The organism is Rhodococcus sp. PSi06, from assembly GCF_054960675.1.
Window position 1 is genome coordinate 192,672 of record NZ_JBHNYO010000002.1, and the last position, 13,273, is coordinate 205,944.

At 63.3% G+C, this 13,273-nt stretch carries 14 protein-coding genes; 10 read left to right on the top strand and 4 right to left on the bottom strand.

Features of this window, described 5'->3' with window-relative positions; all coding sequences use genetic code 11:
* Positions 1-59 precede the first annotated feature (59 nt).
* The 4 genes from ACFI9K_RS03325 to ACFI9K_RS03340 are packed head-to-tail and all read left to right on the top strand — an operon-like array spanning position 60 to position 2,602.
* Complete coding sequence (locus tag ACFI9K_RS03325; RefSeq protein ID WP_057476521.1) at positions 60-416, top strand: STAS domain-containing protein; 357 nt, start codon at positions 60-62, stop codon at positions 414-416.
* Between the two features lie 31 nt (positions 417-447).
* Positions 448-837 carry an STAS domain-containing protein gene (locus tag ACFI9K_RS03330; RefSeq protein WP_462662225.1) on the top strand — a complete coding sequence of 130 codons (390 nt, stop codon included), beginning with the start codon at positions 448-450 and terminating at the stop codon, positions 835-837.
* Between the two features lie 28 nt (positions 838-865).
* The gene (locus ACFI9K_RS03335) at positions 866-1,318 is read left to right on the top strand and encodes an ATP-binding protein (protein WP_462662226.1); all 453 of its coding nucleotides are present in this window, start codon (positions 866-868) and stop codon (positions 1,316-1,318) included.
* Positions 1,319-1,333: 15 nt separating this feature from the next.
* Positions 1,334-2,602 (top strand): PP2C family protein-serine/threonine phosphatase, encoded by a 1,269-nt coding sequence (locus ACFI9K_RS03340; RefSeq protein WP_462662227.1) that lies wholly within the window; start codon positions 1,334-1,336, stop codon positions 2,600-2,602.
* A gap of 12 nt (positions 2,603-2,614) precedes the next feature.
* On the opposite strand, the gene ACFI9K_RS03345 is transcribed toward ACFI9K_RS03340, so the two are convergent.
* Positions 2,615-3,859 (bottom strand): TetR family transcriptional regulator C-terminal domain-containing protein, encoded by a 1,245-nt coding sequence (locus tag ACFI9K_RS03345; protein WP_462662228.1) that lies wholly within the window; start codon positions 3,857-3,859, stop codon positions 2,615-2,617.
* 380 nt (positions 3,860-4,239) lie between these two features.
* Between ACFI9K_RS03345 and ACFI9K_RS03350 the strand changes: the two genes are divergently transcribed.
* From ACFI9K_RS03350 to ACFI9K_RS03360, 3 genes are all read left to right on the top strand, one after another.
* On the top strand, positions 4,240-4,455 hold the full coding sequence (locus ACFI9K_RS03350) for a LuxR C-terminal-related transcriptional regulator (protein WP_462662229.1): 216 nt from the start codon (positions 4,240-4,242) through the stop codon (positions 4,453-4,455).
* Positions 4,456-4,530: 75 nt separating this feature from the next.
* Positions 4,531-6,246, top strand: a complete 1,716-nt coding sequence (locus ACFI9K_RS03355) for a hypothetical protein (protein ID WP_462662230.1) — start codon at positions 4,531-4,533, stop codon at positions 6,244-6,246.
* Positions 6,243-7,007, top strand: a complete 765-nt coding sequence (locus ACFI9K_RS03360; RefSeq protein ID WP_462662231.1) for an alpha/beta fold hydrolase — start codon at positions 6,243-6,245, stop codon at positions 7,005-7,007. The genes ACFI9K_RS03355 and ACFI9K_RS03360 overlap by 4 nt, the downstream gene beginning before the upstream one ends.
* Here the strand turns inward: ACFI9K_RS03360 and ACFI9K_RS03365 are convergent.
* On the bottom strand, positions 6,995-7,936 hold the full coding sequence (locus ACFI9K_RS03365) for an MBL fold metallo-hydrolase (protein WP_462662452.1): 942 nt from the start codon (positions 7,934-7,936) through the stop codon (positions 6,995-6,997). The genes ACFI9K_RS03360 and ACFI9K_RS03365 overlap by 13 nt on opposite strands.
* A 2-nt stretch (positions 7,937-7,938) precedes the next feature.
* The gene (locus ACFI9K_RS03370; protein ID WP_462662232.1) at positions 7,939-9,603 is read right to left on the bottom strand and encodes an FAD-binding dehydrogenase; all 1,665 of its coding nucleotides are present in this window, start codon (positions 9,601-9,603) and stop codon (positions 7,939-7,941) included.
* Between the two features lie 128 nt (positions 9,604-9,731).
* On the opposite strand from ACFI9K_RS03370, the gene ACFI9K_RS03375 reads away from it, so the two are divergent.
* Positions 9,732-10,934 carry a helix-turn-helix domain-containing protein gene (locus tag ACFI9K_RS03375; protein WP_462662233.1) on the top strand — a complete coding sequence of 401 codons (1,203 nt, stop codon included), beginning with the start codon at positions 9,732-9,734 and terminating at the stop codon, positions 10,932-10,934.
* 108 nt (positions 10,935-11,042) lie between these two features.
* A complete protein-coding gene (locus ACFI9K_RS03380) occupies positions 11,043-11,795 on the top strand; it encodes an alpha/beta hydrolase family protein (RefSeq protein WP_462662234.1) in 753 nt (250 codons plus the stop codon).
* 18 nt (positions 11,796-11,813) lie between these two features.
* On the opposite strand, the gene ACFI9K_RS03385 is transcribed toward ACFI9K_RS03380, so the two are convergent.
* Positions 11,814-12,713, bottom strand: a complete 900-nt coding sequence (locus ACFI9K_RS03385) for a 3-hydroxyacyl-CoA dehydrogenase (RefSeq protein ID WP_462662235.1) — start codon at positions 12,711-12,713, stop codon at positions 11,814-11,816.
* Between the two features lie 160 nt (positions 12,714-12,873).
* On the opposite strand from ACFI9K_RS03385, the gene ACFI9K_RS03390 reads away from it, so the two are divergent.
* On the top strand, positions 12,874-13,239 hold the full coding sequence (locus tag ACFI9K_RS03390) for a DUF1330 domain-containing protein (protein WP_462662236.1): 366 nt from the start codon (positions 12,874-12,876) through the stop codon (positions 13,237-13,239).
* Positions 13,240-13,273 lie beyond the last annotated feature (34 nt).

Here is a 13,273-nt window from a genome sequence, read left to right on the forward strand (position 1 = left end):
CGCCTCGCGCCGTACGGGTACACCGATCGGTTCGAGCGCTTCGGGGAAGAGGTAACGACATGTTGACGAGCACTGCAACCATGGAACGGTCCCTTCGCGACGACGAAGGCGTATTCCGACTCGAGACGGTTCGCAACCACGGTGGTCACAGCACATTGCGCGTGTTCGGCGAACTGGACATGTCCACCCGGGCCGAATTCGTCCACAGCCTCGACCGCCTGGCGTCCACCAGCGAACAGGTCGTGGTGGACCTGTCCGAGGCGTCGTTCATGTACTCCGGTGTCGCGAACGCGATCATCGACGCGACATACGTACACCCCGGCAAGATCGCAGTCTTCGCACCTGCGCGATCGATGCGCATGGTTCTCGACGTACTCGGTGCCGGTGAGCTGTTGATCGACACTTTTCGGTCATGAATCGCTCTCGATAACGGGTAACGTCGGAACCATGTCAGAGGAGCCGACCGGAGGGCCGTTCGAGATCGTGTCGGCTGCGCACGACTCGACGACCGTACTCACTGTTCGAGGAGAACTCGATCTCGACACTATCCCCGCACTGTCCGCCACAGCGTTCCCAGCAGCGGATACCGCTGACGGGGGCCTGGTCGTGGACTTGACCGACGTGAGTTTTCTGTCGTCGAGCGCAATCACCGTGCTGGTGCGAGTCTGCGATCGACTGCCGGACGCCTCGCGCATGGCGTTGGTCGCAGTGAACGGGGTCGTCGTTCGGCCGGTGCAGCTCAGCGGAATCGATCGCGTGATGGCCACGTTCACCACCGTTCCGGACGCGGTAGCGCACGTGCAATCGTCGGCCCGCAACGGCGAGGTCGACCGATGACATCCAACCCCCGGCCGGAGCGAAGATCGTGACCGAACGCAATTCGGCGTCCGCTCCTCTGCGTTGGAGCCACACAGCACTGGCCGAGCCGACGACGGCAAGCACGCTTCGACGGCGGTTGCAGCGCTGGGTTCTCGAACTAGGAGTGAACCGGGCTCTGGTCGACGACATCGTGCTCGGGGTCTACGAAGCCCTCGCCAACGTCGTCGAACACGCTTACCGCACGTCACCCGAGACCGGAACGATGACGATCACCGCGGCATACGACCACGAGACGCTCACCGTGACCGTCTCCGACACCGGAACGTGGCACCCCCCGACACCGACGACCACTCGCAGCCATGGCCTGCAACTGGCCGCCGCCGTATCGGACGAGTTGTCGGTCGATCACCGCCCCGGACTCGGGACGGTGGTGACCGTCGTGTGGAGCAATCCGCTCGCCGCGGCAGGCCACATCGGATCGTCCCATCGCGCGACCTGACCAGGAGGAGTGAACATGACCGCTTCGGCTGCCGAACTACTCGCCTCTGCGCCCTGCGGAGTGTTCTCGGTCGACGTCGCCAGCGGAAGAATTCTGTACGCGAACGTGGCCGCCTCTCGAATCACGGCCCGCAGTCGCGAATCCTTGGAAGGAACCCCGGTCGCAGATCTCTTCGGCACCGAGTTCGCGCCGGTGCTGGCCGGCCTGCTCGACGCGGCGTCCACGTCCGAGTCGGACGTGCCGATCGGGACTGCTGCGCATCTGACCGGCGCGCCGGGGCGAGCATCGTCCACCGCGGTGTCCGTGTTGGCCAACAGGCTTCGCTCGGAGTCGGGCGCGATGACCGTCACGATGACACTGCACAACGAGACCGAACGCCGCGTTCGCGAACAGGATCTGGTCGACGCCCGTATGAATGCCGAGGCAGCTCAGGACGATGCCGAAGCAGCCCTCGATCGATCCCAGGATGCGTTGGGAGAGTCGGAGCAAGCCCGAAAACTGGCCGAGGCCGAACGAACTCAGGTACAGATCTTGGCGTCGACGTTGCAGCGGACTCTGCTGCCACCGATCCTCTCTGCCCCCACCGGCATGAACGTAGCAGCTCACTATCACCCCGCATCCCTCGACGAAGTCGGTGGTGATTTCTACGATGTGTTTCCCCTCGACAAAGACACGTGGGGCTTCTTTCTCGGTGACGTGAGCGGCAAGGGTGCCGGCGCCGCCGCCGTCACGTCCCTGACCCGGTACACCTTGCGGGCCGCGGCGGTGTTCGACCGCAACCCGATTGCGGTGCTGGAGAACCTCAACACCGTTCTGCATCACGAGTTTCACGGCGACGACCCGAGGTTCTGCACGGTGGTGTTCGGCACCATCACTCCGCAACCGAACGGCGCGGTGGTGCACCTCGCGAGCGGCGGGCACCCACCTGCGATACGCGTAAGCCACAACGCTGCAGTCGATTTCGTCGATACGACCGGCGGGCAGCTCGTCGGTGCCCTGTCCGAGCCGCACTTCGAGTCGGCATCGGTGACACTCCGACCGGGTGACGTCATGGCTTTCTACACCGACGGCCTCACCGAAGCCATTGTGGGGCCGGGCCGAACTCGCTTCGACGACAACGGGAACCTCGAGACCTTCGTCGCCGAGATGGGGCCCACCACAGCTCCGAAGATCGTCGACGACCTCACTGCCCTGCTGGCGTCGTTCGGCGACGGACTTCAGGACGACGTGGCGCTGCTCGCCTTCGACGTCCCCATTCCCGAGACCGGCGCGGTCGAGGCGTAGCTTTCCGAAAGTTCAACGAGACAGCATTCCGGACAGGAACACCCTGAGTACGTTGGCGGTGACTTCCTCCGGGGATTCTGACGATCGTGTCAGAGATCTGATCACGACGTTGTTGGCGAGCATCGTAGCCAATTCGAGGGCAGACGCATCGGTAGCGAAATCACCTCGGCGCTGCCCGCTTTCGATGATCGGAGTGAGCGCTGACGGCACAGGGAGATGCTCCCTGATGGTGGTGACGGTACCGGGCTCGTGAATTTGCTCGAAACTCAACGCAAGCAACATCCCCGAGCTCATGGCTCGGTTACGCGCCACGAACTCTGCCAAGCGACTGACCGAACGCCTCAGTGCAACAACGGGTTCCACTTCGAGCCGGGCGTCGGCGCGGCCCAGCCGAAGAACACGCTCGAACTCGGGGGTGAGTGCGGCGACGATGATGTCGACCTTGCTCGGAAAGAGGCGTTTGAGATCGGTGACGGTCAGGGAGGAGGCCGACGCGATGTCTGCGAGAGTGACCGAGAAATATGCATGTTCCGAGAACAACGTCTCGGCAGCCGCAATGACATCTGATTCGATGTCATCGTGTGCAGGATCGACAGTGTCGAGCGATCGGGGAGCATCGACCTGCTGCACGGCACCCTGCCATCGATCCGAATGCACCGGGTCGATCGCCCAGTCCAGCAGCGAGTCGACGACCTCGGACACCCGTGCCGGGGAGATAGTTCCCGGGCTGACAGTTTCCCGAAAGGCGAGGCCGTCGAGCAAGGCAACGAACACAGTGGACAGGTCGGCCACCGTCAGCGGCCTTTTCACCGAACCGCCGCGAGCTCGAAGCTTGTTCCGAACCGCGCGCTCCGCGGCGCGATCCATGGCATCGAAATCCGGTGCCAGCGACGATCGCGCCCCGGCATGATCGGAGGCGATCATGCCACCGATCATTCTTCTCCGCATCAACCCTGAAGTCAGGTGCTCGAAATAGTCCGCGAGCTCGGAGGAAGACTGCTCGCCGGGCTCGTCGAGCGGCGAGTACTGCAACGACACATGTGCGAGTAGATCCTCCACGAACGCTTCCTTGCCGCCGCGTTCCTCGGCACGAGAGGAGCCGGGATACACGTTGTGAAAGGTCTGATGCGACAGTCCTGCCTCGTCCACGATCGCGGCAATCGACAACGATTTTGCCAGCACCGACATATCGAGATCGGCCAGCAAGCGCAAACCCGCCCCGATCAGTTCTTCACGTGGTGTGGATTTCGAGCTCAACGACAGCCGCCTACGAATGTTCGATCTGATGGATTGACGACTATAGCAATATGCATGTCAGGCAGAACTTTATAACTTCATCAAACATGTTGGACATCAATATCCAATTAGCGGTCGATCCTCGAATACAATGGTGTTGTGTCATATTTTGCGGCGTGGTCGGATGAGCGAAACACCCAAGACGACAACGGGGGTCGGATGCCATGCGGAACACGAACACAGGTGCGACCACCACGACGCTCGACAATGCGTCCGGTGCGCCGATGCACCCGTCACAGCGATTTGCGCCTCGTCGAAGCGCGTCGACGGTTCGCTCCCGAACCACCGCAAACCCCGGCACCGAGAGGCCTCGGGTGCCGGCCGAGTTCGCTGATCCGGGTTTGACTACGCGCGAAATCGCGGTCCTGGGTGCCTGGTTGCGTTGCGACTCAAAACAAGAAGTGTGCGCGGTCCTGCATATCGCGCTGGGTACGGTCAACACTCATCTGTCCCGTATTCGCGCGAAGTATGCCGGGGTCGGTCGTACCGCGCCCACCAAAGCGTCGCTGGTGGCGAGAGCACTGCAGGACGGCCTGGTCACCCTCGACGACCTGTGACCGATAGCGCCCCCATCGCACGGTTCGATGCTAGGTTCCCAGACGCACGTCGATCTCGTTCCGATGGTGGGGGCCATGACAAATCTTGCGGAATATGTGCTGCGCTCGTTCGTAGGTCCAACCGTGTGTGCTGCACTGTTGGTATCGGTTGCTGTGGCGGTTCCGCCATCAGTCGCTGCCGAGTCGATGACGGGCCGCACCGAACGGAGAATCGAGTCTTCGTCACCCGTCACCGGTGTCGTGGCGACGGTCGTCGGTCTGGACGCACCGCTCCCAGCCGACTTCGGCCCACACCCGGCGGAATGCGATCGACTCTCTTATCTGCGATACCGCGCTGCGGACGGTCCCGCGGATTCCGCAGACGCCGACCGAGTGCTGGTGGCGCAACCCGGGATATTCGAGGGCGCGGGTGCGTTCGAGTCGGTTGCCCGCAACACCGTCGCCGCAGCCGACGCCGAGGGCAGACACATCGAGTTCTGGGCTCTCGACCGTCGCTCGAACTGCCTGGAGGATCACACCGGAACGCAGGCCGCACTCGCCGCGAACGACCTCGACGTCGCCACCGACTACTACTTCGGAGGGGGCACCGCCGACGGCCGCACCTTCGCCGGATACGCAGACGGCGCCGGCACCGCATGGTTGAAAGACCAAGGACTGGTGCAGACCATGCGCGACCAGTACGACGTGCTTCGTCTCGAGTTTCCCGATCAGGCCGTTCGCAAGCAGAAGGTGCTCTGCGGCGGACATTCACTGGGCGGGTTTCTGACCGGCTACTTCGCGAACTGGGATTTCGACGGCAACCCGGCGACCACCGACGACATCGGATACAACCAGTGCTCAGGGTATTTCGCCCTGGACACCGTGATCAAGGCCGGTCCACCTAATCCCATCAGGAACTTCGAGATTCCCGAAATTCCGCCCGCACTCGCCGCCCCACTCGAGGCTGCGTCGGGCGCGCTGACAGACGTGTATCCCGTGACGCGGCTCCCGGCCGTCATCAATCCGGAAACCACGAATCTCCTGGCGATAGCGGGGCTTGCCGCTCGATTGAACCCGACCGGAATCAACGACATCGTGGACCGACTTCCGCACAGCCTCAATTTCGACGCGACACTACGAACCTTGCTGTCGAAGGACCCGCTGATGGCCGCCACCGGTTTACCCGACGTCCGGACGTTGTACGCGACCAACGACGCAGTTGTCGGCGCTCTGCTCGACGACAATTCCCAGCCACTCGGGTTTCTGCAGACGAGCGTCGGCTTCATCGGCGGCGGCCCCGTTCAGGACAAGTACTTCCCGATACCCAACCAAGTGATCGCCACGATTCCGCTCCTCGGCCAGCTCTTCGGCAGCGACCGCAAGGCGGCACCGACGAGCTATGGAGATCCGTCCGTCGTCTACACCTGGCAGGACTACGACGAGATGACCCCGAACGACTACACCGATCCTTCGAAGGAAGTCACCTCCATCTCGCAGATCGCGCGGAGCCTGAGCGAACCACCCCTCGACTTCACCGAGTGGTACTTCCCGACGGCCATCACCACCGATCTGGGGCAACCGACCTCGCCGTCGATTGCCGCCCACTACCTCCACCGCGACGGCGTGGGCCGCAACCCCGTGCTGACTCTGCAAGGCGACGGTGGTCTGGATCTGGGTGCGTCGGACAGCCCGAAAGACGTTCCGATCACGCTGCACGGATACAACCATCTGGACGTTCTGACGGCGGCGCAGAAGCAGAACAACGGTTTACCGGAGCAAGTGTCTACTCGCCTGGCAGAGTTCAGCCGATGAGGACAAAGCCGGCCTTGATGTTGCTGCATGGCGTCACCATGTCGGGAGCTGCGTGGGACGACGTCGTACCGTTGCTCGCCGAACGGTTCGACGTCATTGCTCCCACCGCGGCCGGTCACCGTGGCGGCCCGACACTCGCCGGCGCAGCCACAATCGGCGCCGTTACCGATGCTGCAGAACGCGAACTGGACTCGCGCGGCCTCGATGCAGTACACATTGCCGGAAATTCGATGGGCGGATGGATGTCCGTCGAGCTGGCGAGACGGGGACGCGCGCGTTCGGTCTGTGCATTCTCACCTGCAGGACTGTGGGAGAAGGACGAAAAGCCGGGCGCCAGTCGAGCCACCTTGATCCGTACCAAGAGGTTGGCCGACGCGACTCGTCACCTCGCCCCAGCGCTGATGAAATTCGGGCTTGCTCGCCGAATTACAATGCGCGACATCGCAGTTCACGGAGACCGCATGACGCCGCAGCAGGCCGTTCGATCGTTCCAAGATCTCGTCGGGTGCGACGCAGCGTACGAACTACTGAACACCCGTGAAAGCATGGACCCACTGCTCGAGCTGCCCTGCCCGATCACTGTCTCGTGGGCGGCTCACGATCGCATCTTTCCGCCGGCCGAGTTCGTCCCCATTGCCCGACAGCGCCTGCCTCGGGCCCGGTTCGTCACCGCACCGGGCGTCGGCCATGTTCCGATGATCGACGACCCGGCTCTGTGTGCGCGGTTGATCGTCGATTCGATCGAGGATCAGACGGGCTGACGCGCCCCTCGGGCCCACGGGTCGCCGCGTCGCCACAGCGTCGGTAGCTCGAGGACAATTCCGTCTCGTCGCGCACAGTCGTTCAGCACGGCGATCGAGGTAGTCATATCGTCGAAGGCGTACGGGAGTGCATGCAGGGGCTTGTGCAGAGATCGAAAGAAGTTGTCCCAGTGCGTCAGAACCACCCGTCGGGCTCTGACCACCGAGACCGTCTCGCGCCAGTACTGCTCGATGAACGCGCGCGATTGCCGGCCGAGTTGGCCTATCGACAGATAGGCCACGTCGGCGTGGCTTCCGTCGAGCATGCCGACCCGAAAACCTGCGCTGCTGTGGACGAGTGCGGTCCGGCCACTGGGCATGTGTTCTATCAGCATCGACCACGCCTCGCCGCACCGATATTCGCGCACTCGTGCGGGCTGGCTCAGTGGTCGCTCGATCTCCCCGTGCGCCCGATCCGGATGAGAGTGCACGGATTCGACGAAGGTGACGGCGAAATTTCCATGCTCGGTCGTTCTACCGTTCTCCACCACGACGATACGGTCGTCGGGCAGGTCCGAACCCCGCCCGATGAAACCGGTCGAGGAACCACCGACCAGAACCGCCCCGGTCATCCGAGCCACCGCCGCTGAATCGAGTGCGTGATCGAAATGCGAATGGGCACACAGCACAGCGTCGAGCGAGGTGATTCCTGCTCTGCGCAAGGCAGCGTCGATGCGTTGCATGTCGGAGCGAAGAGGCAACACAAGGGTTTTCGCCAACGAGGGGCGCGAGAAGAACCCATCGGTGAGAATTGCGGATTCGCCGTCGTCGAACAAGACCGTGCTGACACCGAGAAAGGACACCGTCACCGGCGAGCGAGGAGTGGCCGACGCGGTGGTGGCGATCTCCGATGGGCCCGGCAGTGGGGGCCGACCGAGGCGTCGGAACACCGTCACGCCTGCGCCGCGAGCGCACGTCCGGCCTGGCGGCCCCCGAAAATGCATCCGCCCAGGAACGTTCCCTCCAGCGAGCGATACCCGTGCACTCCACCACCGCCGAATCCGGCGATCTCGCCTGCCGCCCACAGCCCCTCGATCGCGCGCCCGTTGCCGTCGAGGACGCGGCCTTGAAGGTCGGTTTGTATTCCACCCAACGTCTTTCGGGTGATGATGTTCAATCGCACTGCAATCAACGGCCCCGATTTGGGATCGAGAATCTTGTGCAGAGACGCAGTACGCGCGATGCGCTCCCCGCGCGAACGACGAGAATTGTGGATCGCGGACACCTGCAGGTCCTTGGTGAACGGGTTGTCGACCTCACGGTCGCGAGCCTCGATCTGCCGTTGCAGGTCGACCACGTCGATCAGATCCTCACCGGAGACCCTGTTCATTCCCTGCACGAGTTCGCCGAGGGTATCGGCGACGACAAAATCTTCCCCGTACTTCTTGAACGCCTCGACCGGTTCACTCGCTCCTGGCAAGACTCGGCCGAGTACGAGCTTGAGGTTCTTGCCGGTGATGTCGGGATTCTGCTCCGATCCCGACAACGCGAATTCCTTCTCGATGATTTTCTGGGTGAGGACGAACCACGAGTACTCGAACCCGCTGTCCTGGATGGCTTTCAACGTTCCGAGGGTGTCGAAGCCCGGGAAATTGGGGGCCTGGAAGCGCCGACCACGCGCATCGAACCACATCGACGACGGTCCTGGAATGATCCTGATTCCATGGTTCTTCCAGATCGGGTCCCAGTTCTTGATGCCCTCGGTGTAGTGCCACATCCGGTCCTTGTTGACCAGACGTCCGCCGACCTTCTCGGTGAGACCGAGCATGCGGCCGTCGACATGTTCCGGGACCCCCGAAATCAGCGATTGTGGAGGCGTTCCCAGCCGGGCCGGCCAATTCTCCCGCACCAGATCATGATTGGCTCCGATGCCACCCGCAGTGACGAGCACTGCGCCTGCCTGCAACTCGAACTCCCCCACCTCGACGCGACTACTGCCCGCGCCGCGCTCTGCTGCGCTGGGTTCGAGAATTGCGCCGCGCACTCCCTCGACCACCCCTGCTCGGATTACGAACTCGTCGACGCGATGACGGAAACCGAAGCGCACCAGTCCTTTGTCGGCGGCCTCGCGGACACGACGCTCGAACGGTGCGACGACGCCCGGCCCGGTGCCCCACGTCAGGTGGAAGCGCGGAACCGAATTGCCGTGGCCGTCGGCGAGGTATCCGCCGCGTTCGGCCCAGCCGACGATTGGAACCCACCGTACGCCCTGGGCGTGTAGCCAGGACCTCTTCTCCCCCGCCGCGAAATCGAGGTAGGCGCGTGCCCACTGGTGTCCCCAGTAGTCCTCGCCGGCGGGATCGTCGATGCCCCGATCGAAGGTCGCGGTGCCGAGCCAGTCCTGCCAGGCCAGTTCTGCCGAATCCTTGATACCCATGCGTCGTTGTTCCGGGGTGTCGACCATGAACAGTCCGCCCAGTGACCAGAACGCCTGACCACCCAGGTTCTGCTCGGGTTCCTGGTCGAGGAGGAGCACACGCTTTCCGACGTCTGCCAATTCGGCGGTTGCCACCAGTCCGGCCAAACCTGCACCCACCACGATCACGTCTGCGTCCATTGCCCCACTCTTCCGCTCGGCCCCGCTGTCTCTCTCGACTGTGCGGGTCGTCCGCGTCGGAACTCAAGGAAAACGTCTCGATTGACTATAGGATTTGTCAGTGGATGACAAAGGTAGGGAGTAGCCCCATGTACCCAGCGCGGGTCGCCGTGGTCGAGAGGATCGAATCGGAACTGGTGCCCGTCGTCGCGTCGGCCGTGGACGCGATTCGTGACGCGATCCCGGTCTACCGATCCCTGCAGGGTGCACAGTTGGCCGACGTCGAAGCCATCGCGTATTGGTCGCTGAGGCGCTTGATGGCGCTGTGGGCGCACGGCGATCGCTCGATCGACGACCGCGATCACAGCAGATTCCGCGCGATCGGTGCCGCGCGCGCCGCAGACGGGCGCCCGTTGGCCGACGTGTTGCGGGCGTATCGAGTTGCGTCGAGCGTGTTCGTTCGGCACGTGACAACCGAATACCTCGGTGTCCTCGAACCACCGGACATCGCAGAACTCGGACTCGGTGTGCTCGACGCCATCGACGCCATCTCCGAGGAGATCATCGGCGCGTACGTCGTTGCGCGAGAACAACTCACATCGAACCGTGCGCAGGCGCACGCTGCCTTGCTCGACGACCTGTTGGCCGCCAGACACAACTCGCCGGGGACGGTGTCGGACCGCACTCGGGAACTGGACGTGACGCTGGCCGCGCACCCGAATCTGCTGGTCGTGCACTCGACCGATCCGGCCCGACCGATGTCCGACGACACCGTCGAATCCCTCGTTCTCGCTTTGGGACTCGTGCCGCCGGACCGATCTGCGACGTCGTTGCAGCGCAATTATCTGTGTACTCGTCGCGAACATCGAGCGATCGCGTTGTTGCCGCCCTCTATCGGCCGCGCCGATGCCGACCTCGCGTGTCGAGATCTGCGGCTGCGTGGATGCCTCGTGGAGAAATCGACCGTTGCCGGCATCAGCAGTTCGTGGCGACTCGCTTCGGAGGCATTGGACACCGCCCCGGAGCACGCCTTCGACAACCGAACACTGCTCGATCAGGGTGACGGTCAGCTACTGGCGCTGTTGACCGCACGGCCTACCGCCGACACGAGCGAGGTGGTACGTACGGTGCTCGGTCCCCTGACCGAACCCGCGAACGAACACGTCCTGCAGGGTCTTTCGGCCTTCATCGCCACCGGCACGGCAACGGCTGCAGCCGCCCGGATTCGGGTGCATCCGCAGACTCTGCGCTACCGATTGCGTCGGGCCGAGGAACTGACCGGACGCGATCCGCGTTCGGCATGGCATCGACTGGCGCTCGACACCGCGATACAGCTACGGCAACTCGGTTGACCCGGCTCGGCGCAACTCGGTGACCTCGATGACCACGTCGGTGGTCGTACGCACCCCCGACCGTGCCTGATCGTCCGCGCTGCAGTCGTCGATCATAAGATGACCGGTATGTCGGAACAGGTCACGTTCACCAGCGCTACCGGACCCACCTTGGCAGGCGTGGTCGATGTTCCAGAGGGTGAGGCACGAGGGTGGGGCGTGTTCGCGCACGGTTTCACCCTCGGCAAGGACTGCCCCGCGGCCAATCGAATGTGCAAACAGCTCGCGGCCGACGGAATCGGGATGCTTCGCTTCGACAACCTCGGTCTGGGCCACTCCGAGGGCGATTGGGGCGACGGCTCGTTCTCGAACAAGGTGCACGACACCGTCAAGGCCGTCGAGTTCATGAACGCGACCGGTCGCACGGTGAAGCTGCTCGTCGGCCATTCCTTCGGCGGCTCGGCGGCCATTGCTGCGGCACACGACTGTCCGACGGTCGAAGCGGTCGCCATCGTCGCCGCCCCGTTTCAGCCCGCGCACGTGGAGCACAACTACGACGCACTCATTCACCGGATCCAGGAGGAGGGCGAAGCGCCGTTCCACGCCGGCGGCAAAGCGTTGACCCTGAAACGACAGTTCGTCGACGACGTCCGCAAGGCAGACCTGCGCGAGCGCATCACCACCCTGCGGAGACCGCTACTCGTCATGCACTCCCCCACGGACAACACGGTGGGGATCGACAACGCCAGCGAGATCTTCCAAGCCGCCCGCCACCCCAGGAGCTTCGTGTCGCTCGAGGGGGCCAATCACCTTCTCACCGGCAAGAATCAAGCCGCTCGTGCCGGTCGGATCATCAGTGCCTGGGCGGATCCGTACCTCTGACAGGCGGGGTCGAGCGATTCAGTTGATGTTCCACGACTCGACAGCCTCGAGTCGCCGGCCGTCGGAGTCGTACGTGTAGAAGCCTTCACCGTCACCGAGGCCGGTTTTTCCCGCGTCGATACCCTTCTGCAGCAAGTCGGCAAACCGGACCTGAGCCTCGCCACCATGTGCCCGCGCGATGTGTGCTGCGACGTTGAAGCCGACCGTGTCGTATATCTGGAACGGGCCGGCGGGCGACCCGGTGGCAATGCGCCACACGTTGTCGATATCCGCCGGATTGGCAACCCCGCCGACGTAGAGGTTGGCTCCCGCCTGCAGCAACGGGATGAGAAGACTGTTCAGCACGTATCCCGGAATTTCCTTGCGGACCGGAACGGGAACGAGACCGATCTCCGAAGCAAATCGCAAGACGATATCGAAGCACGCAGGATCCGTTGCAGCAGTTGCCATCACCTCACCGGTGTTGTACCGCCACACGAGATTGGCGAAGTGCAATGCCAGGAACTTTTCCGGTCGCCCGGTGGCCTCGGCGAAACTGCTGGGCAGTAGCGACGACGAGTTGGTCACGAAGATGGTTTTCGGCGGTGCGGACGCGCCGATATCCGACCAGACCTTCTTCTTCAGGTCGAGATCCTCCGGAACTGCCTCGATCACCAGGTCGGCGTCCGATACGGCCTCCGCGACGCTGGTGGTGACCGTGATGGATTCGATGGCCTCGTCGAAGCGCACCTCGTCGAAAGTTTCCAGGTCACGCCGGTAATACCCGCGCATCCATTCCCATCGATCCGGCAGTGCGGCGAGCAGTTCGTCGGAAATGTCGTATCCCACAACAGTTTTTCCGTGGTAGGCAGCCTGCATCATGATCTGCGAACCGAGCACTCCAGTTCCGAACACGGTCACGTTCTGAATATCGGTCATGGACGACACACTTCCCTTTTGTCGAGTCACTGGTTTTCCGCTCTCCACGTTCTACCGCTGAGCGCAGAGCCCCCGCCTCGCGGGGTCCGTCGGCGAAGCGGCTCGACCGACGACAGCGCTTCACGCTCCACTGGATCGACGGCTCACGCATACTCGAACCATGGCTATAGATCCACGCGGAAGAGACCTGAAGCGCTACCTGGAAGAAGATCCCGGCGGTCCGGTGGTGATGCTCAACCTGCTGCGTTTCGCCGAGGGTGGTCGCGAGTCCTACGCAGAATATGCGACGGCACTGGACGAGACTTTCCTCCCGCGCTACGGCGCAACGGTGCTGTACGCAGGCGACGGTTCGACCGCACTTGCCGCCGAGGACGGGCAGGCCTGGGATGCAGTGCTCCTGGTCCGGTACCCGTCACGTAAGGCCTTCAGCGAGATGGTGGCCGATCCCGAATATCAGACGGTGACGGCGCTGCGGACGGCCGCCTTGAAAGAGGCGGTTCTGCAGGCCACGATTCCGTGGTCGTGAATCAGGCCTCCGGCTGCGGATCGGTGATTCCCGG

Coding starts and splice junctions, on each gene's coding strand:
- ACFI9K_RS03325 (WP_057476521.1), top strand. CDS start 60: ATGTTGACGAGCACTGCAACCATGGAACGGTCCCTTCGCGACGACGAA.
- ACFI9K_RS03330 (WP_462662225.1), top strand. CDS start 448: ATGTCAGAGGAGCCGACCGGAGGGCCGTTCGAGATCGTGTCGGCTGCG.
- ACFI9K_RS03340 (WP_462662227.1), top strand. CDS start 1,334: ATGACCGCTTCGGCTGCCGAACTACTCGCCTCTGCGCCCTGCGGAGTG.
- ACFI9K_RS03355 (WP_462662230.1), top strand. CDS start 4,531: ATGACAAATCTTGCGGAATATGTGCTGCGCTCGTTCGTAGGTCCAACC.
- ACFI9K_RS03360 (WP_462662231.1), top strand. CDS start 6,243: ATGAGGACAAAGCCGGCCTTGATGTTGCTGCATGGCGTCACCATGTCG.
- ACFI9K_RS03370 (WP_462662232.1), bottom strand. CDS start 9,603: ATGGACGCAGACGTGATCGTGGTGGGTGCAGGTTTGGCCGGACTGGTG.
- ACFI9K_RS03375 (WP_462662233.1), top strand. CDS start 9,732: ATGTACCCAGCGCGGGTCGCCGTGGTCGAGAGGATCGAATCGGAACTG.
- ACFI9K_RS03380 (WP_462662234.1), top strand. CDS start 11,043: ATGTCGGAACAGGTCACGTTCACCAGCGCTACCGGACCCACCTTGGCA.
- ACFI9K_RS03385 (WP_462662235.1), bottom strand. CDS start 12,713: ATGACCGATATTCAGAACGTGACCGTGTTCGGAACTGGAGTGCTCGGT.
- ACFI9K_RS03390 (WP_462662236.1), top strand. CDS start 12,874: ATGGCTATAGATCCACGCGGAAGAGACCTGAAGCGCTACCTGGAAGAA.